Source organism: Ideonella dechloratans, assembly GCF_021049305.1.
GTDB lineage: Bacteria > Pseudomonadota > Gammaproteobacteria > Burkholderiales > Burkholderiaceae_C > Ideonella > Ideonella dechloratans.
Genome location: NZ_CP088082.1, coordinates 25,942 through 52,640, shown reverse-complemented (window position 1 = coordinate 52,640; position 26,699 = coordinate 25,942). Strand labels below are relative to the sequence as shown.

The window sequence follows — 26,699 nt, the reverse complement described above, 5'->3', positions numbered from 1 at the left end:
CTCAGGGCTGCACGCGCGTCCAGGCGAAGGGGCCGAAGGCGTTCTCGCTGGCGGGGGCGTCCACGCTGGTGTCGATCGTCAGCTTCAGATACTCCTTGTCGGTGTTGCTGGCCGTGGCATTGCCATGCACCACCACCCGGTGGAAGTTGGGCACCGCATAGCTCGGCACATAGCCGGCGTTGCCCGCGTCCTCGACGATGAGGTAGGGATCGGCCACGTCGGTGATGCCGTTGAGCGCGCCATGGGCCACGCTGTCCGCGCAGGTGGTGGTCTGCACCGAGCGTGCGCCGATCGGCGAGGAAGGCACCTCGACATGGCAGTCGGCGCCCTTCACCAACGGGTTGTCGCTGCGGTAGAAGTGCGAGTCGCCGTTGATCAGCAGCACCGGCTTGCCGAAGTCGGCGGCCAGCGAGGCGATCAGGTCGATGTACTGCTTGTATTCGGTCAGCGTGCCGTCGGCCAGGGTGTTGCCGTCCAGGTCCCACATGTCGGCCTGGATCATCAGCACCAGCGCGGCATCGTTGTGGGCCTTGGCCTGGGCGAAGGCGGTCTGCAGCCAGCGCAGGGTGGCACCGGTGCGGTTGGCCACCTCCAGGCTCTGCGCCGGGGACATGGTCGGGGTCTTGTACCAGATGGCCGTGCCGTTGTTCGAGCCGCCGGGCATGTTGGCCGTGGCGAACAGCACGTGCTGCTGCTCGAACCAGACGTTCTCGACGAAGGCGCTGTCGGTGGGGTGGGCCGGGTCGTACTCGGTGGCCTGGCTGTGCACGGTCATGGCCTTGCCCAGGGTCTGGCCCGGCGCGGCGAAGAAGATGGAGCGCACCAGGCCCAGGTTGGCCACCGGGTCACCGCCGGCGTAGCTGGCCAACGCGCCGTTGTTCTGCACGTAAACGATGTCGCCGGTGCTGCTGCTGTATTCGCCGCCGCCCTCCTTCTTCTTGTGGCAGTCGGCCCATTCGTTGTCGCCCGGGGTGTAGACCAGCGGCACCCGGAAGGCCGACCATTGCTGCGCGATGGACAGGTCATAGTCCTGCGTGCAGTACTGCTTGCCGGAGTGGATGTCGCCTGCGTGCATCACCATCGACACGTCCTTGTCGGCGTTGATGGCGTTGATGAAGTCCGGGGTGGCGTCGAACTCGGCGGTGTCGGTGGGCGAGGCACCGTAGGGCATGTCGCCGATGACGGCCAGGGTCATGGACGTCGGGTCCGAGGAGCTGCCGCCGCAGCCCGCGAGGGCGGCGGCCAGGGCCAGGGCGGCGGTGCGGACAGTGAGGGTCCAGGGAGCGATCTGTCGTATCATGCATGCATCCGGTGGGTTTCTGACCGTTGCGATGCTTGCGACCCGGCCTGACAGGCCTGTGACAGGTTCGCCGGCCGACGGTGGCCTCAGAAAGCCTCAGAGGGTTTCAGACGACAGCAGCCCGGCCACCGCCTCGGCCGGGGCCGGTCGGTGGAAGTGGAAGCCCTGGACCTCGTCGCAACCGTGGCGGCGCAGGAAGTCCAGCTGCTCGGCCGTCTCCACCCCTTCGGCGATGGTGTGCAGGCCCAGGCTGCGGGCCAGGTTGATCACCGTGGCCACGATGGCCTCGTCCTGCGGGCTCTGGGCCAGGCCGCGCACGAAGGACTGGTCGATCTTGAGCTTGTCCACCGTGAAGCGCTTGAGGTAGCTGAGCGAGGAGTAGCCGGTGCCGAAGTCGTCGATCGACAGGGTCACCCCCAGCTGCTTGAGCGCGGCGATGCGGGCGATGGTGAAGTCGGAGTCCTCCATCGCCACGCTCTCGGTGAGCTCCAGCTCCAGCAGGTGCGCGGGCAGGTCGTGGCGGCGCAGGGCCTCGGCCACATCCTCCGGCAGGCGCGGGTGGCGGAACTGGCTGACCGACAGGTTGATGGCCACCGGCACCACCGGCAGCCCGGCCGCGCGCCAGGCCGCCATCTGGCGCAGGGCCTCGTCCAGTACCCAGCGGCCGATCTCCTGGATCAGGCCGCTCTCTTCCGCGATGGGAATGAAGCGCCCCGGCGGCACCAGTCCCCGCTGCGGGTGCTGCCAGCGCACCAGCGCCTCCAACCCCACCACGCGCTCGCTGCGGGTGTCCAGCTGGGCCTGGTAGTGCAGCACCAGCTCCCGGCGCTCGACCACCCAGCGCAGATCCCGTGCCAGGGCCAGCGTCTCCTGCACCTGCTCCTGCAGGCGCCGCGAGGCCACCCGCACCGTGTTGCGCCCCTCGCGCTTGGCCAGATGCACCGCCGACTCCGCGGCCTGGCTCAACTCGGTGAGGTCGCTGCCGTTCTCGGGGAACTCGGCCGCGCCGATGCTGGCGCTCAGCCGCAGGTCCTGGCCGGCGACGGCGAAGGGCTGGGCCACCGCGTCCATCAGCCGCACGCTGATCTGGGCCACGTCCCCCACCGCGGTGCCCGGCAGCAGCAGGATGAAGTCGTCACCCCCCAGGCGGCACAGCGTGTCCTCGGGCTCCAGACAGCGGGTCAGGCGCAGGGCCAGCTCGCGCAGCACCTGGTCGCCCGCCTCGTGACCCAGCGATTCGTTGATGGCACTGAAATGGTCCAGGTTCAGGTGCATCAGCACCACCGGCAGGTGCTGGTGGCGGGCGGTGGCCAGCACCACGCGGGCCCGGTCCGCCAGCAGGGCGCGGTTGGGCAGGTCGGTCAGGCTGTCGTGGTTGGCCAGACGCAGGATGCGCTCCTCCGCCGACTTGCGGCTGGAGGTCTCGGTGAAGATGCCCAGGAACTGCTGCAGCTGGCCGCGCTCGTCCTTGATGGCATTGATGGCCAGCCACTCGGGATACACCTCGCCCGCCTTGTTGCGGTTCCAGATCTCGCCTTCCCAGCGGCCTTCGGTGTTGAGCTGCTTCCACAGCTCGGCATAGAAGGCGCGATTCTGGCGCCCGGACTTCAGCAGGGCCGGCGTCTGGCCCAGCACCTCCTCGGGGCTGTAGCCAGTGATGCGGGAAAAGGTGCGGTTGATCGAGACGAAGCGGTTCTGCGCATCGGTGATGAAGATACCTTCCTCGGTGGCCTCGAACACCTGGCTGATCAGACGGGAACGTTCCTCGGCCTGGCGGCGGTCGGTGATGTCCTGCGCCAGCACCAGGCGGGCCGGCCGCCCGTCGCGCAGCAGGGTGTGGCCGGTGATTTCGACCCAGAAGCGCGTGCCGTCCTTGCGCACATGCTGCCATTCGCCCGAGTAGCCGTAGCCTCCGTCCTGCCGGTGGATGTTGACGGTGCGCCGCAGGTGCTCCACGTCTTCGGCCGGCCGGATGTCCTCGATGGACATCGAGAGGAACTCCTCGCGCGAGTAGCCGTACTTGGCGATGGCGGCCTCGTTGACCGCCATGAAGCGCAGGGTACCGAGGTCGAAGACCCACATCGGCAGCGGGTTGACCTCGAACAGCTCGTGGTACCGGCTCTCCGAGGCCTGGATGGCCTGCTCGGCGCACTTGCGGTCGGTGATGTCCAGCCAGGCGCCGGTGAGCAACAACGGGCGACCGTCCGCGCCGCGCAGCAGGCGCAGCCGGTCGTCCACCCAGCGGTAGCTGCCGTCGGCGTGGCGGATGCGGTACTCGTGGTGCAAGGTGTCGCACCCGGCCAGGCGGGCCTGGGCGGCCAGCACGCGCGGCAGGTCCTCGGGGTGCAGGTGCCGCTGCCAGAAGTCGTGTCGCGCGGCCCAGACCTCGGGTGCATGGCCCGTCATGTCCTCGACATTCTGGCTCACGAAGTCCACCGTCCACTGCCCCGGGTCCGTGGGATGGGGCTTGAGCGTGTAGAGCACCGCCGGGGTGACCTCGAGAATGTGGGCCAGGCGTTCGCGCTGGCGGTTGGTCTCGTCCTGCAGGCGCTGGTGACGCCGCTCGGCCAGGCGCCCCAGGACGAGGATCAGCAGCGCGCTCAGGCCCACGAAGGCCAGGCCCTTGACCGACTGCAGGGCGGACAGGGTGGCCACGTCGGACGTGATCAACGCCAGCAGGTGATCCGAGCCCAGGATCCAGAGGATGCCGAACGCCAGGAAGTAGAGGACGATGCGCCGGGCGCTCATGGGGGGCTTGTTGCGGGCTCGCCGGTCCGTGGGAAGGTGCCAGGGGATGTTAAGCCGCCCGGGCAGGCCCCCATGGTCCGATCTGCTGCGCAGACACCCGTGTTTTCACGGGCTCACAGGCCCTCCACGCTCAGGTGCACCAGGGTCTGGTTGAGCAGCTGGTAGCCGATCTCGCCGAAGGTCATCGGGCCCTGGAAGCGCCCGGTGCGGCGCCCTTGCAGCTGGCCATGCAGGTAGTTGAGGATGCAGTTGCAGCAGAACACCGGGTCGCTGGCCAAGGTCTGGCCGGCGGCGGCGCGTGCGAAGGCGGCCGAGTAGTCGGGCAGCGGCCGGGCCAGGCGGTAGCCCACGCCCGGAAAGACCGGGGCGTAGAACTCCACCCGGCGGTGGGCCGCGTCCAGGGCCTTGATGCTGACGTTGATCAGCGCGCCGTGGTAGTCGGCCACCAGGGGCCAGCGGGGGTCGGCGCCCTGGCGCACCCACCAGTCGTGAAGGTTGGCCGGCTGGCCGTCGATCAGGCAGTCGCCCCCGGTGAAGCCGCTGCGCGCGAACTCGATCACCGGCCCGTCGCCCGGGGTGAAGAGGTTGAGGATGTCCACGTGCACCAGCGCGGTCTCCGGCAGCGGCAGGTGGATGACGACCGCCGCGTTGTCGTGCAGCAGGCCGGTCTGGCCATCGACCACGCGCGGGCGGGTGCCGGGCTCGTCCAGGTGCATGCCGGCCACCCAGCCCACCAGGGGCTTCATGTACATGTCCTCGTAGCCCGGGGCCTCCTGGGCGAAGGCCTCGTGCACCTCGCTGAAGGCCGGCAGCACCATCACCGAGAAACCGTGTTCCGGCCCGTCCAGGCAGACCCGCGAGAGCTGGGACCGGGCATACAGGCGCACGCCGGGTGGCCGCGGGCCGGCGGGCAGCTCGGTCACGAAGACCTGCTGGCGGCTGCAGGTGCCGCCGCTGTCGGTCATGAAGTAGGCAATGGTGCCGCCGATCCAGTCGCCCCGCGGCAGCTGGCGCAGCAGGGCCTCGTCGCCGGCGATGCAGCAGGGCTTGCGGGCCTGGATCAGGCGGGCGGCCTCGTCGAGCGAGACCAGGCGGTGGGTCAGTGCATTCATGGGAACGGGCTTCAGTTCAGGGTCCAGCGGCGCAGCTGTTCCAGTTCGTGGCGCAGCACCGCGCGGTGGCGGGCGAAGAAGCGGTGCAGCTCGACCAGCTTGAGCATGCGCAGCTCGTCGTCCTGCAGGCCGCGGGCCTGCTGACGCAGCTTGGTCAGCAGCAGGCGCAGGCTCAGCGTGCGCACCTCGATGTCGCAGTCGCCACTGAGCAGGGCCTGCCACAGCGGGTCGCTGACATCGGGCACCTCCTCGTCCTCGCCGGCCATCGCCCGGCTGAGCGAGGCCTGCAGCGCGGCCCGGGCCGCGGCATCGGCCGTGCGCAGCTGGGCGATCTCGCCGGCCAGCAGCGGCTGGTTGCGCACGAAGTAGCGGTACAGGCCCCGCGAGGCCTGGCGGTGCAGGTCGGCATCGCGGTGGGTGGCGGCTTCGCGGGTGAGCTTGGACAGCAGCAGCTTGAGCCCCAGGGCCCGCACCTCGATCGTCTGCCGCCCGGTGAGCAGGGCCAGCCAGACCGGGGCGTCCTCGGGCGGGATGGCCTCGTCGTCGTCGGCCACACGGGGCGCGGCCGGGGCCAGCTCGATGGGACGGGTGGCCACCGGCGGCGGCACGGGCACCGGCAACGGCGGGCGCTGGGCCGCGGGCTGGGCCGGCGCTGCCGCCGGTCGCGCCGCCTCGCGGGCTTCCCGTGCATCGCGGGCCTGGGGCGGCCGGGCACTGCCATGGTCCAGCCGGAACTTGTACTTCCACAGGTCCGACAGCGGCAGGTCCAGCATGCGGCAGAGCTGGGACATGGTGGCGCCGTCGAGCATCAGGTCCAGCACCAGGCGCGAGAGCGCCTGCGAGAACGGCAGCTCGGGCTCGCCGGCCCAGGGTGCCTCGGGCAGGGGCTGGCCCTCGCGCAGGGTCAGCACGACCTCGCAGCGGCGCCCGGCCATCGGCAGATGGGCCCAGTGCAGGCGCTGGCCGCCCGCCGAGGGCTTGCGCGGCGCCCAGAAGGGGCCGGCGCTTTCCGCGGCCGTGCCCACCTGGACCGAGAGCTGGCGCGTGCCATCGCTCCATTTGAAGCCCTGCACCTGCCAGGGCGCACGCACCTCCAGCACAGTCTCCAACCATTGGCGCTCCTGAGGCGTCATCGTGTCTCCTCTCCCATCTCGAACCGCTGGGTGGCGGCTGCCTGGGCTGGCCACCGTCACCGCCGCACCTTGCAAGCGGCGGACCACCCCTGCGGTGGCCCGTCTGGAGCGGTCGGACGCCAGGGTCAACCCTGGGCCGGTGTGACAGGCTGGGGCGCCCGGCTGCAAACCGGGTGTGTCAGCCGGCAGCGGCCTGGCGCAGACACGGGGTTGCCCCGAGCGAGACAACCCTGAGCCGCGACCCGGCGCAGAGGCCGGCTTGACCTGGCGCAAGACAAGGGCCGCGCCCCGGGAAACACCCCACATGATTCCCCTGGAGGAGCTGCACCCTGTGCAGTCCCTTGCCATGGATGGACGGTTCGCACAATCTTGAGGATGCCGCGACCGGACCGTGTGAATCCACCCCCCATGCATCGACTTCGCCTGCGAGCCCGCGTCTTCCTGCTGCTGTCGGGCATCTTCCTGCTGGCGGGTGCCCTGCTGAGCTGGCACCTGTGGCTGGACCAGCGTCAGCGCCTGCAATTCGCTGAAACCGACCTGATGGTGCAGGCCCGGCTGATCGCCACCCGAGGCGACGCCCTGGTGGGCCGGGCGGACGCCCTGCTGGACAGCCTGATGGCCAACCCGACCCTGGCCCCTGCGGCGCCCCGGGCCGCCTGCCAGACCCTGATGGCCGAGCTGCTCAAGCAGGAACGCGACTACGACCAGATCGGCCTGGCCCTGCCCAACGGCGACAAGGGCTGCGCAGCCGTGGTCTCCAACCGCGCCATCAACTTCGCCGACCGCGGCTGGTTCCGCGGCGCACTGGAGAAACCGGGTCTGGTCGTCGGCGACATGACCATCAGCCGCACCCTGGGCCGGCCCACCATCACCCTCAGCAAGGCCCTGCGGAACCAGGCTGGCGATGTCCTGGCGGTGTACTACCTGGGGCTCAACCTGGATTGGCTGGGGCGCACCCTGGCTGTCACCCAGCAGAACGACCTGAACGTGTCCCTGCTCGATGAGCGGGGGGTGTTCATCGCCCGCTACCCGGATGCCGAACACTGGACCGGCAGCAAGGTGCAGAGCGCCGAGGTCCGCCGGGCCCTGACCGCCCGCGAGGCCGGCACGCTGGCCGTGCCCAACCGGCTGGGGCAGCCGCGCCTGGTCGCCCATGTGCCCTTCCTGCTCACCAACACCGGCAACCAGTACCAGGTGCTGCTGAGCGTTGCCGCGGACAAGGTCGAAGGCCCCGTGCGCCGTCAGTCCCTGACGGCCCTGATCACCCTGGTCGCGGTGCTCAGCGGCACCCTGCTGCTCGTCCAGGGGGCGCTGGACCGCTGGTTCCTGGCGCCTCTGCGGGCACTGTCGGATCTGGCCGATCGCCTGCGGGCGGGCGACCGCGAGGCCCGCAGCGGCCTGGCCCACGGGCCCGACGAGGTCGGCCGCCTGGCGGCCGCGCTGGACCAGTCCGCCGCGGCCATCGCGGACCGGGAGACCCGTCTGGAGCACGCCAACCGGGCCTTGCGCATGCTGTCCGCCGGCAACCGCACCCTGCTGGGCTGGCACGACGAGGCTTCGCTGCTGGACCAGATGTGCCGGGCCATCGTCGAGGCCGGGGGCTTCCGCCTGGCCTGGATCGGCTATGCCCAGGCCGACGGCCCGATCCGCCTGATGGCCAGTTGCAGCACCGAGCCCGGCCTGCTCGACGGCCTGCAGGTCGCCCGCGACGGCGCCGACGCGGACCAGGGCCCGTTGGGGCGGACCCTCCGGCAGGGCCGGCTGCAGGTCTGGACCGAACGGGACACCGGCGACGAAGATGCCGCGTGGGCCGAGGATGCGCTGGCGCGTGGCTGCCGCTCCAGCATCACCCTGCCCGTGCTGCTGGACGGGCAGGCGCTGGGCGTGCTGACCATCGGCGCGGCCGAGGCGGACTTCTTCGACCCCGGGGTGATCGACGTCCTGGTCGAAGCCTCGCGCGATCTGGCGCTGGGCATCCGGGTGGCCCGGGCCGAGGTGGAGCGCCGCCAGGCCACCGAGCAACTGCGCCTGCACCGGGACCGGCTGGAAGAGCTGGTGTCCGACCGCACCGCGGCACTGGCCGTGGCCAAGGAAGCGGCCGAGGTGGCCAACCGCGCCAAGAGCGCCTTCCTGGCCAACATGAGCCACGAGATCCGCACCCCCATGAACGCCATCCTCGGTCTCACCCACCTGCTGGCGCGCGATCTGTCCGATGGCGTCCAGCGCGAGCGCCTGCGCAAGGTGGACCAGGCCGCCCAGCATCTGCTGCAGGTGATCAACGACATCCTGGACCTCTCCAAGATCGAGGCCGGCAAGATGCAGATCGAGCACATCGAGTTCTCGCGCGATGTGCTGATGTCCGGCGCGCTGGCCATGGTCGGCGAACAAGCCCGGGCCAAGGGCCTGGAGCTGGTGCTGGACACCGACCACCTCCCCGGCCGCATGCGGAGCGACCCCCAGCGCCTGGCCCAGGCGCTCATCAACCTGCTGGCCAATGCCGTCAAGTTCACCGAACGGGGCTGGGTGCGCCTGGCCGGCACCCTGCTGGCCGAGGACGGCGACCGCCTGCTGTTGAAGTTCGAGGTCAGCGACTCCGGCGTGGGCATCGCGCCCGAGCGGCAGGATGCCCTGTTCCAGGCCTTCGAGCAGGCGGACGCCTCGACCACCCGGCGTTACGGCGGCACCGGCCTGGGCCTGGCCCTGACGCGAAAGATCGCCGGCCTGATGGGCGGCGAAGCCGGCATGAGCAGCCGCCCCGGGGAAGGCAGCTGCTTCTGGTTCACCGCCTGGGTGGAACGCAGCCAGCCGGTGGCAGACGCCCCGGCCGACGCCCTGCTGGCGGAGGTCCGGACGCGGCGGGCCCTGGTGGTCGATGACCTGCCGGTATCGCTGAGCGCCCTGTCGGACAGCCTGTCCGTCCTGGGCCTGCAGGTCGAGGCCCGGGCCGACCCGCAGGCCGCCCTGCAACTGGTGCAGGCCGAGGCGGCCGCAGGACGTGGCTTCGACCTGCTGGTGCTGGACTGGCAGATGGCGCCGTTGGACGGCCCGGCCACTCTGCGGGCCATGCGCGAGCTGCTGGGCGACCAGACACCCCCGGCCATCCTGGCCACGGCCTTCAACGAGGAGGGTCTGCTGCAGCAGGCCCAGGCGGCGGGCTTCGACCGGGTGCTGGTCAAGCCCGTCACACCCTCGGACCTGATGGACGCCATGGCCAGCCTGCTCCACGCGCCGCACCGCCCGGCCCCGGCTGCCGCCCGCCCGGCCGAAGACGGCAGCGCCGAGGCGGCGCTGCGCCAACGCCATGGGGGCCGGCGCATCCTGCTGGCCGAGGACAACCCCATCAACCAGGAGGTGGCCTGCGAACTGCTGCGGGCGGTGGACCTGCAGGTCGAGGTGGTGGGTGACGGCCGTCAGGCCGTGCAGTCGGCGCTGGCACATCCCCCGGCCCTGGTGCTGATGGACATGCAGATGCCCGAGATGGACGGCCTGACGGCCACGCGCGAGATCCGCGCACGGCTGGGACCGGCCCTGCCCATCCTCGCCATGACGGCCAACGCCTTCGACGACGACCGCGCCGCCTGCCTGGCCGCCGGCATGGACGACCACATCGGCAAGCCCGTCGACCCGACCCTGCTGTACGCCAAGCTGCTGCAGTGGCTGCCACCGGCAGCACCAACGGGACCCGCGTCCCGGGCACCGGCGCCCGGCAGCATTCCCGCGCCCGCCCCGGCCCGGCCGCTGGCGCAACGCCTGGCGGATGTGGCGGAGCTGTCGGTGTCCTCCGCCCTGCACAACATGGGCGACGATGAGGCCCGGCTGGAGCGTCTGCTGCGGGTGTTCGTGCGCACCTACGGGGACCCGGCCAAGGGCTTCTCCCCCGATCCGACGGCCGATGCCCCGGCGCGCTGGCGCACGACCGCACACTCGCTGCGCGGGGCCTGCGCCTCCATCGGTGCGGACGCGCTGGCGCGCGAGATCCAGGCCTTCGAGCAGGCCCTGAGCCGCGACACGCCGGCCGCCCTGCCGCAGTGGGCCGACACCGCGCAGGCGCTGCAGCAGCGGCTCACAGCCCTGGTGCAGGCACTGCAACCCGTGCTGGCCCCCGAGGGCGCTGCGGCCTGACGACCGGCCCCGGCAGGTTCAGCGCGGCACCACGAAGGTGGTGCGGGTGCTGGCGGCTTCGTAATCCGGCCCCAGCGTGCGGGCCTGCAGCGCCACCGGCAGGATGCGGCCGCGCAGACCCTGCGCTGCCTCCGCCGGCAGGCGCAGGCGCAGCAGCACCGTCTGGCTGTCGGCCCCCGGCAGCATGACGCGCGGGTCGGACACCACCGCCAGACCCGGCAGGACCGGGTCAGCCACCACCTGCAGCGCGGCAGCGCGCTCGCCGTCACGGGCATTGAGCAGCAGCACCTGGTAGCTGTTCTCGATGGCGCCGTCCTCCACCTCGCGCGAGAGCACGGCGCGATCGCGCATCGCGTCCATGCGCAGGGTCGGGCGCTGCAGCAGGCCCACCCCCAGCGCCACCACCGTGACCAGCAGCAGCGTGCCGTACACCAGCGCCCGGGGCCGCCACAGGCCGTGAGCGCGGGGCGCCTTGGCGGCCGGCTGCGGACGCGCCTGCGCCAGCCCCTCCAGCGAGGCGAAGCGGATCAGCCCGCGCCGCTGGCCGGTCTTGTCCATCACCGTGTCGCAGGCGTCGATGCAGGCGCCGCAGTTGATGCAAGCAGCCTGGAAGCCGGCGCGGATGTCGATGCCCACCGGGCAGACCTGCACGCACAGCGTGCAGTCGACGCAAGAGCCCAGGCCCAGGGCGCGGGCATCGGCCTGGCGGGCCCGGCCGCCGCGGGGCTCGCCGCGCCCCGCGTCGTAGGCCACGTTGAGGGTGCGGCTGTCCAGCATCGCGCCCTGGAAGCGGCCGTAGGGGCAGGCGTGCTGGCAGACCTTCTCGCGCAACCAGCCGGCGTGCAGGTAGGTGGCCGCGCCGTAGAAGAGGATCCAGAAGACCTCCCAGGCACCCAGCGCACCGGCCGGCAGGGCCGCCAGCAGCTCGCGCACTGGCGTGAAATAGCCCACCAGGCTCAGGCCGGTCCACAGGCCCAGCAGGCCCCAGGCCAGGTGCTTGCCGCCGCGCCGCAGCAGCTTGCGCGCGCCCCAGGGCGCGGCGTCCAGGCGCTGGCGGGCCAGGCGGTCGCCCTCGCAGCGCCGCTCGATCCAGCTGAAGAGCTCGGTGTAGACCGTCTGCGGGCAGGCAAAACCGCACCACACCCGGCCCACCAGCGTGGTGACGAAGAACAGCAGCAGCGCGCTGGCGATCAGCAGCGCCGTCAGCCAGATCATGTCCTGCGGGAAGAACAACGCGCCGAAGACGAAGAAGCGCCGGTGCTCCAGGTCGAACAGCAGCGCGGGCCGCCCGGCCCAGTTCAGCCAGGGCAGGCCGTAGAAGGCCAGCTGGGTGAGCCAGACGAAGGCCCAGCGCAGCCGGGTGTAGCGGCCGCTGACGCTGCGGGCCTGGATCTTCTGCCAGGGCTCCATCTCCAGCAGATGGCCGGGGGCAAAGGGATTGGGAAGGTGTGACATGACCCAGTTCAGACGGGTGAAGAACAAGTGGTGGATGCGCTGGCGGCGATCTGCGCCTGGAAGGCCTGCAGCGCGGGCGTGAGGCTGTCCTCGCCCAGCCACTCGTCCACGCGGAAGAGCACGCGGCGGCAGCGCACATCGCCCAGGCCGGCCTGACGCGCCAGCGCGGCATCGCCCGACGGATGGGGCGGCAGCACGTCCAGGCCGTCGGTCTCGCTGTCCAGGCAGACCCAGCCCAGGGTGTCGCCCAGGCGGGCGCGGGCGATCAGGCTGAAGCCATCGCCCGAGAGGTTGGCCAGGCCGGGCAGCAGGCCGCTGATGCGCCAGACCGGCGCGCTGGGCAGCCCCTCCAGCGCGGGGCCGGGCGGGCCGCCGGCCAGCACCGCCGCGCGCTCGCCCGCCACCAGGGCGGGCAGGCGGAATTCCCGCAGGGCCACGTTGTCGCCCAGCAGCAGGGCCTGGATGGCGCCCAGCTGCGCCAGGGCCAGGCGGGCCGCGGCAGGGTGGGTGGCCCGCAGCCCGGCCAGGGCGGCGGCCAGATCGCCCACGGGCGCATCCAGGCCGCCGTGCTCGCTGGGCAGGCTCAGGCGGAACAGGCCGGCCTGGCCCAGGCGCCGCAGGGTGTGGGCCGCCGAACGCGAGGTTGCCAGCGCTTGCGGCGCCAGATCGAAAGGGCTGCTGTGCATGATCGGCATGGTGCGACGCCGCCATCTGAGCCGTAAGATCCAGACATGCCGCATTTCGACCGGATCAGATGATCGGCACCCCCTTCCTCTACGAGCGCCTGGCCGAGGAGCTGGTGGCCGCCATCGCGGCGGGCCGGCTGCCCGACGGCGCCCGCCTGCCCTCCATCCGTCAGCTCTGCGCCGACCACGGCATCAGCCCCGCCACCGCCTTCCAGACCTACGCCACGCTGGAGGCACGCGGTCTGGTGGAGGTGCGCCCTCGCTCGGGCTACTACGTGCGCACGCGCCAGGCTTCGCGGCCGCTGCCGCCGCCCGTGGCCCGGCCGCGCCCCGGGGCGCAGAAGGTCAGCGTCAGCGAGCTGATCTTCGAGCTGCTGGGCAGCGTGCAGGACTCCGCCGTCGTGCCCCTGGGCTCGGCCTTCCCGCCACCCGAGCTCTTCCCCTTCGAGGCCCTGGCCCGTTCGGGCGCGCGGGCCATGCGCCAGCTCAAACCGGCACAGATCACCGGCGCGCTGGTGCGGGGCGACGAGCCGCTGCGCGAGCTGCTGCACCGCCGCCATGCCCAGCAGGGCGTGGCGCTGGACCCGGGCGAGCTCGTCATCACCCACGGCGCCATGGAAGCGCTCAACCTCTGCCTGCAGGCCTGCACCCGGCCGGGCGATGTGGTGGTGGTGGAGTCGCCCACCTTCTATGCCGCGCTGCAGACCATCGAGCGGCTGAACCTGCGCGCGCTGGAGGTGGCCACCGACCCGCAGGAGGGCGTGGACCTGGCGGCGCTGGAGGCCCTGCTCCAGCAGCGGCGGGTGGCGGCCTGCTGGTTCATGCCCAATTTCCAGAACCCGCTGGGCGCGCTGATGCCGCTGGCCAAGAAGAAGGCCCTGGTGGCCCTGCTGGCCCGCCACGGCATTCCGCTGGTGGAGGACGACGTGTACGGCGAGCTGCACGGCGGCGCCCACCGCCCGCTGCCGGCCAAGGCCTTCGACCAGGCCGGCCTGGTGCTGCACTGCAGCTCGTTTTCCAAATGCCTGGCCCCGGGCTACCGGGTGGGCTGGGCCGCGGCCGGCCGCTACACCGCGCAGGTGCAGCGCCTGAAGATGATGAGCACCCTGGCCACCTCGCTGCCCGCGCAGCGGGCCGTGGCCGACTACCTGGCCCATGGCGGCTACGACCGCCACCTGCGGCAGCTGCGCCAGGCGCTCTCGGCGCAGCGGCAGCGGGCGGCCCGGCAGATCGCCCGGCACTTTCCGGCCGGCACGCGGGTGACCCACCCGGAGGGCGGCTACTTCCTCTGGCTGGAGCTGCCGGCCGGGGTGGACGCCATGGCGCTGAGCCAGGACGCCCTGGCCCAGGGCATCAGCACCGCGCCGGGCCTGCTGTTCTCGGCCGACCAGCGCTTTGTGCACCACCTGCGGCTGAACATCGGCCGGCCCGACGATGTGCGGGTGGACGAGGCCTTGCGCACCCTGGGCGGCCTGGCCCGTCAGCGCCTAGCAGGCCCATGACTCCCGGAAGTTGGGCTCGCCCTCGAAGCCCACGCTGAACGCGCTGGCCGCGACCTGCCAGGGGCCGTGGCGGGCCAGCACCAGTTCCAGCTGCACGGGTGCCGGGCTGGCAAAGGGCAACGGGCAGCCTGTCCAGCGCTCCGAGCCGCTGCGGATCACCCCGCTCTCCACCCGGCCGAACAGGGCTTCGATGCCAGCGGGCAGCGGCGTGGCGTCCTGTAGCTGCATCAGCACGCCCGGCGCGTAGCCGATGACCGGCCGCTCGGTCGGGGAGGACTCGCGGCGTTCGGCCTGGGCGGCCGAGAAGCGCAGGATCAGCGTGGTGCCGTCCTGGCGGACCCAGGCCAGTTCGGAATCGGCCAGCAGGAAGTGGAGCAGCATGGACAGGAAACCTTTCGATACCAAGAGCCGGGGGCCGACAGCGATCTGATCCCCAACCCAGATCACAAGGGGGTCAGCCTTCCCTCCTTTGGGCGAGGAAACCGGACCCGGGATGTGGGACAAATCCGTCCAGCAGTATCGACAGGGAGCAGGACATGAGGGAAGCCACCGATGCCGAACTGGGCATCCGCCCGCGCGACAGCGCCGAACTGGTGTGTGCCGAGATGGTCGGCTACTTTTCCACAGAGACAGGCGCCATGCCCGCCGACCCCATCCTGGCGGCCGGCCACCGCGCCGCCCACGCCTGGCGCGCGCTGATGAGCCAGGCCCAGCCGGACCCGGCCCGCATTGCCGCCCTGCTGCGCTATGTGGCGCCGCACCGGGCCTGCAGCGGCACCGCCTGGGAACTGCTGTGCCTGGCCATTGCCAGCTGGGCTGAATCCAAAGGCGTGCACAATCCAGCCTCCGCCATGTCCCCCGCCGTGCCGGAAGATGCCCTGGTCTGAGGCTCACCCTGTGATCCCCCAGGCCGGTACACCAGAGGCCATGCACACAGGAGACGACAGCATGCACGATGACAAGCAATGGTTCTGGAAGGTGCACCGGCACCCCATCTGGGGCACCTTCACCACCCGGCGCCGGTGGTCTGAGGAGGAAGTCCGCAAGACTTACGCCGGCCTGCAGCTGGAACGGCTCGACAGCCCCCTGCCCTCGCCCGCCAACCGGGTGCTGAAAGCCGCCTGAACACGGCTGCCACGCATGGCGGCCAGCGCAGTGCGCTCAGTCGATGCGCACCCGGGTGGACAGGCGCAGCTCCATGGTGCTGCTGGTCTGCTTGTCGGACACCAGCAGCTTGGCCAGGCCCGAGCTGCCCTGCACCGCCACACTCTTGAACACCAGCTCGACGTCGATGACGTCCACATGGGCCTGCGCCAGCCCAGCCTGGGCCTGCGCCTTGGACAGCAGCTGCATCTGGTCGATCTGACGGCGCAGGGCGTCCACCGTTTCGGCAAAGATGGCATCGACCGCGGGAACGGCCACGGTGGTGACGGTGTCGCTCATCGGCTGTCTCCCGGTTCAGGTGCGGGGGGTGCGGCCGGCGCCTCGGCATGCCGCACATCGGTGGCAATGCGCCCGGACAGCTTGAGCGGAAAGCCGCCCCCGTCGGCACAGTAGCGCAGGGTGTCCGGCCGCGCCGGCTCGGCAGGGGCGGCCGCGGCCTTCAGCCGGCGCCCCGGGGCGGCCGCCCCTGCCGGCTTGGCCGACAGCGCCGGCGCCACCTGCACCGTGAATTCGAAATCCACATCACCCACGATCAGCGCGCGGGCCTGGTCGCGAAACTCTTCGGCATTGCGCTGAGCGGTGGTGGCGCTCAGGCGGCTGAAGGTCTTCTGCAAGGCCAGCAGCACGTCTTCCAGCATCACGTCGGCGGGTGGCTCCGCCGTGGGCGGTTTGGGCGGGGTGGCCATGTTCAGGTTGCCTTGCCGCGCAGCGTGTCGATGGCCTTGGTGAGCGAGGCCGGGTCCGTGGGCGTCAGGCCCATGCGCGACAGGTAGGTGGTGAGGTCCACCTCGCTGTTGGTCAGCGTGAAGGTGCCGCGGGCGGTCAGCGCACTTTCTTCCGAGCTTTGGCGGAAGTAGCCGCCCGACACGGTGATGGGCCCGGCCCCCAGCGACAGGCCGCCGTCCACCTGGCTGATGGAGGCCACCCGCATCGACAGCGTCAGCTCCAGCACGCCGCTGAACTTCATCACCGGGGCCTGCGGCATCATCTGCTGCAGGGCGGCGACATTGTTCTGGCCCACCAGGTCACGCGTCTGCTCCAGCCAGTCGGCCCAGATGCGTCGGTAGCCGGCCTCCGCCTTCACCGCGGCGTCGGCCGGCGCGGTGAACAGGGTGCCGATCATGGTTTCCAGCGAAGTCGTGGCCATGGCGGGCCTCCCGGTGCGAAGTTAGCGCTTGGCGTCCAGCGCGTTCCAGGTGTCACGGCCGACGATGCCGTCGGCCTCCAGCCCCTGCTGACGCTGGAACACCATCACCACCGCCTCGGTGGCGGCGCCGAAGTCCTCGTCGATGGCCAGGCTGAAGCCACGCTGCTGCAGCTTGCGCTGCAGGTCGGCCACCACTTCGCCCTTGGAGCCGCGACGCAGCACCGGCCGGTTGGCCGTGGGCGGGGCCTCGCCCGTCATAACCAGGCCCTGGATGCGCGCGATGGCCGCCTTGGCCTTGGCGGTGAGCTGGCTGCGCTCGGCCAGGCCGTTCTTGCCGCCATTGACCTTGAGCGTCACGCCCACCACGTCATCGGCATCGCACAAGGGGTTGATGGCCTTGCGGCGCCAGAACTCGCAGGCGATCTTCAGCGACAGCACCGGCTCGGCCGCCAGCTCGGGCTGGTCTTCCAGCGGCAGGCCCAGACGCTGGCCCATCTCGCGGTAGTTGGCCCGGCCGGTCAGTTGCAGCAGGCCGCGGCCCTTGTAGCGCATGCCGTCGCCGGAGTGGGTGTTGCCCAGGTCCTTGCGGCCTTCGTAGGCCTGGCCGCTGGCGAATTCCTCCGTCGTCCGAAAGCCGGCCGATTCATGGCAGGTTTGCGCCAGGAAGTGCGCAATGCGCAGCCGGGTGTCGATTTCGTAAGCGGCCAGGGTGCTGGCCAGCACCGGGCCCACGGCGTTGAGGATGGCGTCCTGGTGCTCGGCCAGTTCGCCACTGAAGCGGGGCGCGATCTCGCGCATGGTCACTGCATCGACGGGAATCATGGCGCTCCTCGATGGGATGTGCCTGCGCCCCACGGCGCAGCGCAACAGGCACATTACGCTGCCTTGCCGCCGCCGCCCATCCTCAAGGCGGCGGGTGCCCCTCATGAAGGGGACTCAGGGCAGCTCGAAACCCTCTTCCAGCGTGGGAATGCCCGCCCGCTCGAACAAGTCGGGGCCGATGTCAGACACCGGCGGCCGGGTGCAGGCCAGCACGGCCAGGCGCCGGCCGCCCCGTTCCACCACGACACCGGCCTTGTCACCCCAGCCCTGGCCGATGGCGGTGTAGACCACGTAGCGGTGCTCACCCCGCGTGAAGGCCAGCCAGGCGCCCCCCCCGCCGGAAAACATCAGCGTGCCGCCCCGCGTCACGTCGCGCCAGGGCGTATCGGCCGGGGGATAGGCCAGTTCCACCGCCGCCGGACGGCCATAGCGGTACTGCAGCCGTCCACCCTGCGGCCCCAGCCCGCGCGAAGCACACACCGCCACCCGCCGCGCGCCGATGTCGCACTGGAACACCACCTGCTCGTCGGGGGTGCAGGCGGTGGGGGCGGCGGCGTGGGCCGGCAGGCTGGACAAGACGACCAAGGTCGCCGCCACGGGGATGAGGGTGCGTGGGGACATAGGAACTCCGGGTGTAGGCCAGTACAAGGAGCGACAGGTGCCCCGCGCAGCATTGATAAGACACTGTGCAGGTGCCAGCTCAGGGCACCAGGGGCACCCGTGAGCGTTTCGTAGCATCCGCGACCCACCTGTTGACCAAGCCTTGTCGATTGGCCAGCGCCACCCGCCAGAGCTCCTTCGTCGCTGCACGATCGGGGTCGAATAAGACGACGCAATCTTGTGAGAAGTGCTGGGCCGAGCGGTAGATGAAACCCCCCAGCCCTGCCTGGTACGCCTCCTCGGCCAGTGCCTGGGTTTCGGAGAAGCGGAGTGACTGCAGCACTGGCCATGCCGCCGCATGCGGTCGAAGGTCGCCCAGAACAACTTCGGCGCGAGTTTGAACGGCGAGCAACTCGCGCAGTTGGAGTGCCGCGATAGACACGCCAGTACTCTCTCGTCGAAAAATGGCCTCGAAGAGCGCCGTGTCCGGCTCCTCCGCCAAGTAGGCGCACGGCACATCGGCCAGATCAAATCGACCCGAAAGCGAGCCGACCGGAGCCAGGTGGAGCGGCCCTCGAGCTAGGGTGCCCCCAGCCACCGCAGCGCGCTGGGTGCGGAAAAGCGATTGACCTTGCGCCAGGCGGTAAGGAGAGAGGTGTTCGAGATCTGCCAGCTTCATGAGGAAAGGGAATCAGTTGCTCTCCGCTCCAGCGAGGGCCACCGCACGGTCCTGCATTCCTCGCTCGATCGCTTCGCGCGGCGTCGCGCCGTTCAGGCCGGGGTGAGGCGTTTCAAGGAAGGTCAGCAGTGCCCACCCTTCCGTTGTGCCCAGCGCCTTGGTCAGCTTCGGCAGGACATCCCACATGGGCGCGTCGAACTGCCACTTCGGCAGCCGGAACCCACGCTTCGTGCGAGTCAGCCCAATGGCCCTTCCGTTTGCGATCCAGGCATTCATTGTCACGCGGCTCGTTCCGGTCATCTGCGCTGCTTCGTCCGTCGAGACCATGTCGCCCGCTTCGAGCCGTTGCTGACGCACGGACAGGCTCCCAGCCATCAAGGCCTTGGTCTCGGCGAGGGAAACGAAGTCATTCGAGGGGTTGGACTTGGTGCGGGCCCGCACGCTAGAGCGGGAGTCGGTTGAGACAAGGTGATGTGCTGACTTCATCGTTGAACTCTTCTCAGGGGAGGTTACGGGCGTCGACTTTGGCGGCGTGGAAGAACGCAGCCGTGCGACCCAAGAGAGGTGTCCAAGGCGCCGCTATCTTCTTGGGGATCACGAAAGGGCTGGCCAGTTTGTGAAGCTGGCGATATGCCTCTGCAAGCCTGCGCGCAGCCTCAGCGAGGCCTGTTATCCCGTCCCTCAGGACCGACCCGTAGCCGCAAACGGCGTCGACATACCTGTCAAAGGCTTGCTGGCCAACAGTGTCGAGCCCGCCCCGGGAGACGCGCCCGAGGCTCCCAATCAAGATCACTTTGTTGACGGATGCCATCGCTGCACTCGGAAAGTTCGTAAAGTTTGGATTGTACGTTAATCAATGAGTCTTTCAACACCGCCAGACTGTCCTGACGGGCAGCCCCTGCAAATTTGCGCACAGCAGGCTGCACAAGCTTTCGATGGTGCCGCGCACCACCCCTGCGTAACGTCGTGCCCACTGCCTCTGCAGGTTCAGGGCATGGCTGAGCTTTTATCCCATCGATTGTTGAGCCAAATTCATCAGATCATGCCGATTATTCCGGCTAGTCGCATGTCGGATCGATCTCCAAAATGACGAAGCTGAACGCAGTCAAGGAGTCGACGTGAGTACCGCAAACCCCACAGGTCCGGCCCGCAAGGCCATTGGCGACGTCGCACCGCAGCTCGCCGATCTGACCGACGGCGTGTTGTTCGGGCAGGTTTGGGAGGACGCGGCCCTGAGCAAGCGCGATCGAAGCCTGGCGACCTGCGCGGCGCTGATTGCCACCGGGAAGACCGAGCAGTTGAGCTTTCACTTTCCGTTTGCGCTGCAGAACGGCGTGACGCGCGAAGAGCTGGTCGCCATGACCACGCACCTGGCCTTCTATGCGGGATGGCCCAGCGCCATGTCGGCTGTCGCCAAGCTGCGTGAATTGCCTGTCGCCTGAACACTTCAGCAGAAGGACATCTTTCGTGAACTACCGAAAACTAGGCCGCAGCGGTCTCAAGGTCTCGCCCCTGTGCCTGGGCGCCATGATGTTTGGCGAACAGACCTCGGAGGGCGAGGCGATCGAGGTCATTGCCAGCGCCCGTGAGGCGGGCATCAATTTCATCGATACCGCCGACGCCTACACGGGCGGTCGCTCGGAGGAGATCGTGGGTCGCGCCATTCGCGCAGACCGCGATCGCTGGGTGCTGGCCACCAAGGCAGGTTATCCCGCGGGCCTCGCCAACGCCACGGGTGCTGACCTGTCGCGCGGCTACTTGATGCGCGCGGCCGAACGCAGCCTCGAGCGCCTGGGCACCGACCACATCGACCTCTACTACCTGCACCGCGACGACCTCAGCACGCCGCTTGAGGAAACCGTCCGTGCACTTGCCGATCTGCAGCGACAGGGCAAGATCCGCTACGTCGGCGTCTCGAACTTCCGGGCGTGGCGACTGGCGGAATTCGTTCGCCTGTGCGACGAGGCCGGCATCGACCGCCCGGCGGCCTGCCAGCCGCAGTACAACGCCATGAACCGGATGCCGGAGGCCGAGCTGCTTCCGGCCTGCCAGTTCTACGGCGTAGGTGTGGTGCCCTACAGCCCTTTGGCGCGTGGCGTGCTAACGGGCAAGTACGCGAGCCTGGAGCAGTTGCCGGAAGGCAGCCGCGCCGCGCGCGGTGATCGCCGCATGCAGCAGACCGAACTGCGCCCCGAATCACTGCAAGCCGCAGCGCGCATCAAGGCGCATGCCGAAGCCAACGGCAGTTCGACCGCGCACTTCGCGCTGAACTGGGTGCTCAACAACGCGCTCGTGGATGCCGTGATTGGCGGCCCGCGCACGTTGGCGCAGTGGCAGGACTATCTCGCTGCATTGCAGGAGACCTTCACGTCTGACGACGAGGCCTTTCTCGACACGCTGGTGCTTCCCGGTCATGCCTCGACGCCGGGGTTCACTGACCCGCAGTACCCGGTCACCGGACGCGTCGCCCGCACCACCGCGCGCTGACTGCGAAGCCAAGAACTGAAATCAGAATGGAATAACGTCATGCTGGGAACCAAGCTCTATGCACCGGGTGATGTGCGCATCGAAGAGATGCCCGAACCCACGATCCTCAAGCCCACTGACGCCCTCATCCGACTGGCGGCGACCTGCGTCTGCGGCTCGGATCTCTGGCCGTACCGCGGCGCGAACAAGGTCGACGCGCCGCTGCACATGGGGCACGAGTATTGCGGCACGGTCGTGGCCGTCGGCAGTGAAGTCACCTCGGTGAAGCCGGGCCAGTTCGTGGTCGGCTCCTTCTGCCTCTCGGACAACACCTGTCCGCACTGCCGATTCGGCTTCCAGTCCTCCTGCGTGCAGCGCGAGTTCATGACCGGCGCGCAGTCTGAGTTTGCTCGCGTGCCACTCGCCGATGGCACGCTGATCGCACTCGACAATGCGCCTGCCGACGATCTCATCCCCAGCCTGCTGGCGGCTTCCGACGTGCTGGGCACCGGCTGGTATGCGGCCCATGCAGCGCAAGTGCAGCCAGGCTGCACCGCCGTGGTGATTGGAGACGGCGCAGTCGGACTGATGGGCGTGCTGGCGGCACAGCAGATGGGCGCCGCGCGCATCATCGCTATGAGTCGGCACAAGGCGCGTCAGGAGCTGGCTCTGGAATACGGCGCCACGCACATCGTCACCGAGCGGGGCGACGAGGGTGTCGCCAAGGTGCGAGAGTTGACCGAGCAAATCGGCGCCGACGCTGTTCTGGAGTGCGTCGGGACTCCCCAGGCCATGGACCAGGCGCTCGCCATCGCTCGGCCCGGCTCGATGATCGGCTACGTCGGCGTGCCACACGGAGTGCAGTTGGACGGACAGCGCTTGTTCTTCTCGCAAACCGGCATGCTCGGTGGTCCGGCGCCTGTCCGACGCTTCCTTCCCCGGCTGATTGACTTGATCCTGGATCGCAAGATCAATCCGGGCAAGGTGTTCGACCTAGAGATCCCGCTGGCGGAAGTTGCCGAGGGCTACAAGGCAATGGATGAACGCCGAGCCATCAAGGCTTTGCTCCGCGTTTAGACGCCCTTGTGCGGCCGCAGGGATTCCGCGTGACGCTTACGTGTTGCGGCGAGCGCGCTTGGGCGTCTTCGAATGCCAGATCAGCGAACGCAGGGCTTCTTTGTAGTTGATGCGTGCGATGGGTAGCCGTCGGGCAGGAATTGACGGCGAGGCCAAGGCACTCGGTGACTTCCCCATCCGAATCCAACCGCTGGCGCAGCACTCGGCTTGAATGACCGGTTGCTATTGGATTGCGAGAGTACAACCGCAGACCGCCAAAGGCGGCAATCGCTGCAAAGACGCCTCCACCTCACCCCCCCAAACACCTCTCCACCCACCGCCACACCCCCTCCGGCCCCTGGAAGTCTTCCAGGCTGCGGGCGGGCACGTCGGGGTGCAGACGGTTCCACAGGCGTGACAGGGTGGTGCAGGGGCCTACTTCCAGCACGCAGCGCGGGCCGCGCTCGGCCAGGGCGCCCAGGCACAGGTCAAAGCGCAGGAGCTGCGCGGGCTGCACGGCCATGGCCTCCTGCAGCGCGGGCAGCTGCCATTCCACCCGGGCGGTGGCGTTGGCCACCAGGGCCGTTTGCGGGGGGTGCCAGCATTGGGCTTGCAGGTGGGCGCGCCAGGGTGGCACGGCCGCGGCCAGCCAGGGGGTGTGGGACGCGATGCGGGCGCCGATGGGGGTGCAGCGCGCGCCCTGGGCTTCCAGCCGTGGGGCCCAGGCTTGCAGCGCGGTGACGGGGCCGCCCAGCAGCAGTTGGTCGGCCTCGCGCACGATGGAGGGGTGCAGGCCATCGGCCGCCACCCGTTCGGCCACGGTCTGCCAGGGCAGGCCACCCACCGACAGCAGGCCGGTGGGCTCGGCCGGGGCGGCGGCGTCCATGCAGGCGGCGCGGGCCTGGGCCAGGGCCAGGGCGGCGTCGGCGTCGTACAGGCCGGCCACGGCGCCGGCCGGCAGCTCGCCCACGCTGTAGCCCAGCACGGCGGCCGGAGCGGGCAGGCCGGGGGCCAGCACGGCCCAGGCGGCCAGGCTCACACCGGTCAGCAGGGGCTGGGCCACGGGGTTGGATTGGGCCCAGGAGGCGTCGGCCAGGCGCTCGCGCCAGTCCGGTGCGGCCAGCAGCTCCGCCATGCGGGCCAGCACGGGGCGGGCGGCGGCGTGGTCTTCCAGCCAGGGCAGCATGCCGGCATGCTGGGTGCCCTGGCCGGGGAACAGCAGGGCCAGGCTCACCGGGGCGGCCCCCCGGCGCACACGCGCTGCAGCCAGCAGGCTGCGGCCAGCAGATCGGCCGCACCGCCGGGCGACCAGCGCCGCGCCACAAAGTGACGGTGCAGCGCGGCCAGCCGCTCCCAGGCGCCGCCCTGCCCCATGCCGCCGTCGGCCAGGAAGGTTTGGCTCATGGCCTGAGCCTCACGCAGGCCGGCCAAGCCGCCGCGGTGGGCCAGGTTGGTGTCGTCCAGCACGGCCATCACCGCCAGCAGGCATTGGGCGCGGGCGGCGTCCCAGCCCCAGCCGGCGGCCAGGGCCTGCTGCAGGGCCGGCCAGGCCACGTCGAACAGCACCGGCATGCCGGCAGCGGCCTCTTCGTTGGCGCCACGCAGGCCGTGGGCGCGCACGGCCGCGCCGCCGTGCGATGGCGGGGTGAGCCGCGCGCGGTCGGCCAGGGCCGGGCCCCAGATGGTCTGCAGGGTGTGGCGCAGGCCGGCGGGTGTGAGTGCCAGGCCCTGGGCCAGGCGCCAGCCGGCGGCGGCGCACAGCAGGCCCAGGTTGAAGATGGCGCCGCGGTGGGTGTTGATGCCGCCGGTGGCCGCCAACATGCGCCGCTCGGCCTGGATGCCGCAGGCCTGCAGCGCCGCCCAACCGGCGCCCTCAAAACCCAGAGTGGCCAGGCGCGGGTAGGCGTGGCGCAGCGCGAACAGGCTGCGCAAAAAGGTGCCGGCGTCCATGTCCTGGTGGCTGCCCGTGTCCACATAGGACACCAGGCCCGGCTTGGGGTGCAGGGCCAGTTCGTCGTGCAGGGCCAGCGTGGCGGCGCGGCCGATGGCGGCCAGGGCGGGGCCGGCCGCGGCGTGCGGCGCGTGCAGGCCCGGCGCGCTCAGGCGCATTGCAGGCTGTGGCATGGCCACTCCTCCACCAGGTCCACGCCGTCGATGCGGCGCACCAGCAGCGCGCCCACCTGGCCGGCGCGCCAGGCGGCCCATTCGCGCCAGGCCACGGCGGCGCCGTCAGGCCACAGCAGCTCGCCGTCCAGCCGGGGCAGGCCGGCGGGGGCGGTGGCCAGCACACGCACCACGGCGTCGGCCTGTTCGGGGGTGCTCACGGGCAGCAGCAGGTCCAGGTCGGAGCCGGGGCGCACATAGGCCAGGCCAGTGAGCTGCTGCCAGCCGTGGCTGCCGTAGACGCGGGCCGGCACCTCCAGCGCGTCCAGCTGCGCGCACAGGGCCTGCCAGCCGGGGCGCTGCGACGGGGCCAGCGTGGGCAGCACCTCGGCGGCCAGCGGGAAGGCGTCGGTGAACAGCACCTCGTCGGCGCGCAGGGCCAGGGCGATGCGGGCGCGGCCCAGCGACAGCGGCGCCGGCAAGCCCGCGGCCAGCGGGGTGTCGGCCGGCAGGCCCGGCGTCTGGCGGCTGACGACCACCGGGTGGCCGTGGCGGGCCCACAGGGTCAGGGCGGAGCGGGCAGACGGGTGGGCGGACAGGTTGGCGGTGTCGGCCAGCAGGCGCAGCCAGGCGCTGTCGCGCAGGCGCAGCAGCTGGTGGCGTTGCAGGGCGCGCATGGTCGGTGAAGCTCAGGCCGCGTCCAGCACCTGCTGGATGACCGGGGCGGCGCAGCGCCGCCCGGCCCGCTCGGCGCCCAGCGCGGCACGCTGGTCCTCGCGCGGGGCGGTCTGCAGGGCCTGGCGCAGGGCGGCGGCCAGGTCACCGTCCCACAGCCCTTGGATGCCGCCCATGGCCACGTAGTTGGCCACGCCGGGGGCGAACACCGGGTTGCTTTGCGACAGGGCCTGCAGCCGCTCCTCGGCAATCTTGGTCACCCGGGCCATGGCGGGCAGGCGCATGACGCGGATCTCGGCGGCCGGCAGGGCGTAGCAGGCGTCGGCCATCAGCCCGGTGGCCAGAAAGCCGCCGGACAGGGCCTGGTCGTACACCAGCGCGATGACGCGGTGGCCGCGGCGGCGGGCCTGGTCCACGCAGGCGGCCAGGTGGGCCATGGCGCGGTTGATGCCCAGCAGCTCGTCGTGGCGGCGCAGCTGCTGGCCCTGGGTGTCCACCAGCAGCAGCAGCGGCCGGCCGGGGTGCTGGGCCATCAGGTCCAGCACGGCGCGGGCTTGGCGCAGGGCCAGTTCCACACCGATGGGCGCGTGGTCGATGGTGCCGATGACGGCCATGGGCTGGCCGTCGAAGATGGCGGTGCCGGTGATCAGGGCGCCTTCGGCCTGCAGGCCGTGGTCCGGCCCGAAGAGGGCGGTGGCAAGCTCGTTCCAGTGCATCACGGGGTCTCCGGCAAGGCGGGGCGCAGCGGCCGCAGGGCGGCCACTTCCAGGTCGGGCACGCTGGCGGGCTCGGGCACGCCCAGGCGTTGCCACAGCTCGCGGGCGTCGTCGCAGCCCTGGGCCTGGCGCTGGCGTTCGGCCAGCAGGGTGTGCTCGGCCTCCAGGGCAGCCAGGTCCATGGGGCGCGGGCGGTGCAGCCAGTCCAACGAGGCCTGGCGGAAGGCGGCCACGTCGTCGTCCACCAGCGCGTCGGCGTCGCCCAGCAGGTAGCGGTGCTTGCCGCCGGTGGTGCGCCACACCAGGGCGCGGTCGCGGGCGTCGAATTCCTCCACGCCGTGCGAGGCCTCGATGACTTCCGGCCCGGACATGGCCAGGCGGCCCACGTCGCTGATGATGACGCGGTCGGCGCAGCGCGCCACCAGGCCCATGCCGCCAAAGCAGCCGTTGGCCCCGCCGATGAGCACCAGCACCGGCACGCCGGCGGCGCGCAGGTCGAACACGGCGCGCATCACTTCAGAGACACCGATCAGGCCGGCATTGGCCTCGTGCAGGCGCACGCCGCCCGATTCGGCCAGCAGCAGCACGGCGCGCGGCCGCTCGCGCTGGGCGCGGCGCAGCAGGCCCACCAGCTTGGCGCCGTGCACCTCGCCCACGCCGCCGCCCATGAAGGCGCCTTCCTGTGCGGCGACGAACACGGCCTGCCCGGCCAGGCGGCCGCGGCCGATGGCCACGCCGTCGTCAAAGGACGAGGGCACGCCCAGCTGGGCCAGGTGCGGGCTGGTGATGCGGGCCTGGGGCGGCAGCCATTCATGGAAGCTGCCGGCATCGAGCAGCGCGGCCAGGCGTTCGCGGGCGCTGCATTCGCTGTAGCTGAGGTTCATGGCTGGCGACTCCTCCATTCGGCCACCGCCTGGTCCAGGCGCAGGCTGACCACGGCCGGTGTGGCCCCCATGTCGTTCACGCTCACCCGCACGCCGGCCAGGCCGTGGCGGCGGTGAAAGTCGGCCACCACCGCGTCCCAGATGGGCCGAAAGCCCCGGGCGGAGGTTTCCACGCGCACCTCGCAGTCGGCGCCGGGCAGGGGCTCCAGCATCACTTCCAGGTTGCCCGAGCCCACCACGCCCACCAGCACCGGAGCGAAGTCGCCCGCGGGCTGCTGGCCGGCCAGCTGCCATTGCATTGATTCGAGTCCGATGTCCATGGCCGGTCC

The 26,699-nt window shown here is 70.7% G+C and carries 28 protein-coding genes; 7 read left to right on the top strand and 21 right to left on the bottom strand.

The window, feature by feature from the left end; genetic code table 11:
- Position 1: 1 nt before the first annotated feature.
- The 4 genes from LRM40_RS18145 to LRM40_RS18120 form a co-directional block, all read right to left on the bottom strand.
- Entirely contained in the window at positions 2 to 1,300 is a 1,299-nt protein-coding gene (locus LRM40_RS18145) for a metallophosphoesterase (protein WP_151122327.1), read from the bottom strand.
- A 96-nt stretch (positions 1,301 to 1,396) separates the two neighbouring features.
- The gene (locus LRM40_RS21505; protein ID WP_151122328.1) at positions 1,397 to 4,048 is read right to left on the bottom strand and encodes a sensor domain-containing protein; all 2,652 of its coding nucleotides are present in this window, start codon (positions 4,046 to 4,048) and stop codon (positions 1,397 to 1,399) included.
- Between the two features lie 113 nt (positions 4,049 to 4,161).
- Positions 4,162 to 5,160: a DUF6976 family protein gene (locus LRM40_RS18125; protein WP_151122329.1), complete on the bottom strand. Its 999-nt coding sequence runs from the start codon at positions 5,158 to 5,160 to the stop codon at positions 4,162 to 4,164.
- Positions 5,161 to 5,171: 11 nt separating this feature from the next.
- Positions 5,172 to 6,293, bottom strand: a complete 1,122-nt coding sequence (locus LRM40_RS18120) for a hypothetical protein (protein ID WP_151122330.1) — start codon at positions 6,291 to 6,293, stop codon at positions 5,172 to 5,174.
- 408 nt (positions 6,294 to 6,701) lie between these two features.
- On the opposite strand from LRM40_RS18120, the gene LRM40_RS18115 reads away from it, so the two are divergent.
- Entirely contained in the window at positions 6,702 to 10,415 is a 3,714-nt protein-coding gene (locus tag LRM40_RS18115) for a response regulator (protein ID WP_170288778.1), read from the top strand.
- Between the two features lie 18 nt (positions 10,416 to 10,433).
- Here LRM40_RS18115 and ccoG read toward each other — a convergent pair whose 3' ends face one another.
- Entirely contained in the window at positions 10,434 to 11,870 is a 1,437-nt protein-coding gene (gene ccoG, locus LRM40_RS18110) for a cytochrome c oxidase accessory protein CcoG (protein ID WP_151122332.1), read from the bottom strand.
- An 8-nt stretch (positions 11,871 to 11,878) separates the two neighbouring features.
- Positions 11,879 to 12,556 carry a hypothetical protein gene (locus tag LRM40_RS18105; protein WP_151122333.1) on the bottom strand — a complete coding sequence of 226 codons (678 nt, stop codon included), beginning with the start codon at positions 12,554 to 12,556 and terminating at the stop codon, positions 11,879 to 11,881.
- Positions 12,557 to 12,624: 68 nt separating this feature from the next.
- On the opposite strand from LRM40_RS18105, the gene LRM40_RS18100 reads away from it, so the two are divergent.
- Positions 12,625 to 14,058, top strand: coding sequence for an aminotransferase-like domain-containing protein (locus LRM40_RS18100; RefSeq protein ID WP_151122334.1), 1,434 nt, complete (start codon positions 12,625 to 12,627; stop codon positions 14,056 to 14,058).
- Here the strand turns inward: LRM40_RS18100 and LRM40_RS18095 are convergent.
- The gene (locus LRM40_RS18095; protein ID WP_151122335.1) at positions 14,044 to 14,439 is read right to left on the bottom strand and encodes a hypothetical protein; all 396 of its coding nucleotides are present in this window, start codon (positions 14,437 to 14,439) and stop codon (positions 14,044 to 14,046) included. The genes LRM40_RS18100 and LRM40_RS18095 overlap by 15 nt on opposite strands.
- 155 nt (positions 14,440 to 14,594) lie before the next feature.
- Between LRM40_RS18095 and LRM40_RS18090 the strand changes: the two genes are divergently transcribed.
- Together LRM40_RS18090 and LRM40_RS18085 are read left to right on the top strand one after the other, a co-directional pair.
- Positions 14,595 to 14,945 carry a hypothetical protein gene (locus tag LRM40_RS18090; protein WP_151122336.1) on the top strand — a complete coding sequence of 117 codons (351 nt, stop codon included), beginning with the start codon at positions 14,595 to 14,597 and terminating at the stop codon, positions 14,943 to 14,945.
- A 61-nt stretch (positions 14,946 to 15,006) separates the two neighbouring features.
- Entirely contained in the window at positions 15,007 to 15,183 is a 177-nt protein-coding gene (locus LRM40_RS18085) for a hypothetical protein (RefSeq protein WP_170288779.1), read from the top strand.
- 36 nt (positions 15,184 to 15,219) lie between these two features.
- Here the strand turns inward: LRM40_RS18085 and LRM40_RS18080 are convergent, their stop codons facing one another.
- The 8 genes from LRM40_RS18080 to LRM40_RS18045 all read right to left on the bottom strand — a co-directional run bounded on the left by LRM40_RS18080 (position 15,220) and on the right by LRM40_RS18045 (position 19,281).
- Complete coding sequence (locus LRM40_RS18080; RefSeq protein ID WP_151122337.1) at positions 15,220 to 15,501, bottom strand: hypothetical protein; 282 nt, start codon at positions 15,499 to 15,501, stop codon at positions 15,220 to 15,222.
- Complete coding sequence (locus LRM40_RS18075; protein ID WP_151122338.1) at positions 15,498 to 15,908, bottom strand: hypothetical protein; 411 nt, start codon at positions 15,906 to 15,908, stop codon at positions 15,498 to 15,500. Before LRM40_RS18075 ends, LRM40_RS18080 begins: the two co-directional genes overlap by 4 nt.
- 2 nt (positions 15,909 to 15,910) lie before the next feature.
- Complete coding sequence (locus LRM40_RS18070; protein ID WP_151122339.1) at positions 15,911 to 16,369, bottom strand: hypothetical protein; 459 nt, start codon at positions 16,367 to 16,369, stop codon at positions 15,911 to 15,913.
- A gap of 21 nt (positions 16,370 to 16,390) precedes the next feature.
- Positions 16,391 to 17,191 (bottom strand): peptidoglycan-binding protein, encoded by an 801-nt coding sequence (locus LRM40_RS18065; RefSeq protein ID WP_151122340.1) that lies wholly within the window; start codon positions 17,189 to 17,191, stop codon positions 16,391 to 16,393.
- A gap of 114 nt (positions 17,192 to 17,305) precedes the next feature.
- Positions 17,306 to 17,812: a hypothetical protein gene (locus tag LRM40_RS18060; protein ID WP_151122341.1), complete on the bottom strand. Its 507-nt coding sequence runs from the start codon at positions 17,810 to 17,812 to the stop codon at positions 17,306 to 17,308.
- Positions 17,813 to 17,891: 79 nt separating this feature from the next.
- Positions 17,892 to 18,470 carry an RES family NAD+ phosphorylase gene (locus tag LRM40_RS18055; protein WP_151122342.1) on the bottom strand — a complete coding sequence of 193 codons (579 nt, stop codon included), beginning with the start codon at positions 18,468 to 18,470 and terminating at the stop codon, positions 17,892 to 17,894.
- A 12-nt stretch (positions 18,471 to 18,482) separates the two neighbouring features.
- On the bottom strand, positions 18,483 to 18,956 hold the full coding sequence (locus LRM40_RS18050) for a MerR family transcriptional regulator (RefSeq protein WP_151122343.1): 474 nt from the start codon (positions 18,954 to 18,956) through the stop codon (positions 18,483 to 18,485).
- 13 nt (positions 18,957 to 18,969) lie between these two features.
- A complete protein-coding gene (locus LRM40_RS18045) occupies positions 18,970 to 19,281 on the bottom strand; it encodes a hypothetical protein (protein WP_151122344.1) in 312 nt (103 codons plus the stop codon).
- Positions 19,282 to 19,588: 307 nt separating this feature from the next.
- Between LRM40_RS18045 and LRM40_RS18040 the strand changes: the two genes are divergently transcribed.
- The 3 genes from LRM40_RS18040 to LRM40_RS18030 are packed head-to-tail and all read left to right on the top strand — an operon-like array spanning position 19,589 to position 22,013.
- The gene (locus tag LRM40_RS18040; protein ID WP_151122345.1) at positions 19,589 to 19,912 is read left to right on the top strand and encodes a carboxymuconolactone decarboxylase family protein; all 324 of its coding nucleotides are present in this window, start codon (positions 19,589 to 19,591) and stop codon (positions 19,910 to 19,912) included.
- A gap of 25 nt (positions 19,913 to 19,937) precedes the next feature.
- Positions 19,938 to 20,957: an aldo/keto reductase gene (locus LRM40_RS18035; RefSeq protein ID WP_151122346.1), complete on the top strand. Its 1,020-nt coding sequence runs from the start codon at positions 19,938 to 19,940 to the stop codon at positions 20,955 to 20,957.
- A gap of 39 nt (positions 20,958 to 20,996) precedes the next feature.
- On the top strand, positions 20,997 to 22,013 hold the full coding sequence (locus LRM40_RS18030; protein WP_151122347.1) for a zinc-dependent alcohol dehydrogenase family protein: 1,017 nt from the start codon (positions 20,997 to 20,999) through the stop codon (positions 22,011 to 22,013).
- 289 nt (positions 22,014 to 22,302) lie between these two features.
- Here LRM40_RS18030 and LRM40_RS18025 read toward each other — a convergent pair whose 3' ends face one another.
- Genes LRM40_RS18025 through mdcC form a run of 6 tightly spaced genes read right to left on the bottom strand, consistent with a single transcriptional unit; the run spans position 22,303 to position 26,690 of the window.
- Positions 22,303 to 23,226 carry an acyltransferase domain-containing protein gene (locus LRM40_RS18025; protein ID WP_151122348.1) on the bottom strand — a complete coding sequence of 308 codons (924 nt, stop codon included), beginning with the start codon at positions 23,224 to 23,226 and terminating at the stop codon, positions 22,303 to 22,305.
- Positions 23,223 to 24,116, bottom strand: coding sequence for a triphosphoribosyl-dephospho-CoA synthase (locus LRM40_RS18020; protein WP_231067894.1), 894 nt, complete (start codon positions 24,114 to 24,116; stop codon positions 23,223 to 23,225). Before LRM40_RS18020 ends, LRM40_RS18025 begins: the two co-directional genes overlap by 4 nt.
- Entirely contained in the window at positions 24,092 to 24,772 is a 681-nt protein-coding gene (gene mdcG / locus LRM40_RS18015) for a malonate decarboxylase holo-[acyl-carrier-protein] synthase (protein ID WP_151122349.1), read from the bottom strand. The genes LRM40_RS18020 and mdcG overlap by 25 nt, the downstream gene beginning before the upstream one ends.
- 12 nt (positions 24,773 to 24,784) lie before the next feature.
- Complete coding sequence (gene mdcE / locus LRM40_RS18010) at positions 24,785 to 25,486, bottom strand: biotin-independent malonate decarboxylase subunit gamma (protein WP_151122350.1); 702 nt, start codon at positions 25,484 to 25,486, stop codon at positions 24,785 to 24,787.
- Positions 25,486 to 26,370, bottom strand: coding sequence for a biotin-independent malonate decarboxylase subunit beta (locus tag LRM40_RS18005; RefSeq protein WP_151122351.1), 885 nt, complete (start codon positions 26,368 to 26,370; stop codon positions 25,486 to 25,488). Before LRM40_RS18005 ends, mdcE begins: the two co-directional genes overlap by 1 nt.
- Complete coding sequence (gene mdcC / locus LRM40_RS18000; RefSeq protein WP_151122352.1) at positions 26,367 to 26,690, bottom strand: malonate decarboxylase acyl carrier protein; 324 nt, start codon at positions 26,688 to 26,690, stop codon at positions 26,367 to 26,369. Before mdcC ends, LRM40_RS18005 begins: the two co-directional genes overlap by 4 nt.
- Between the last annotated feature and the right edge of the window lie 9 nt (positions 26,691 to 26,699).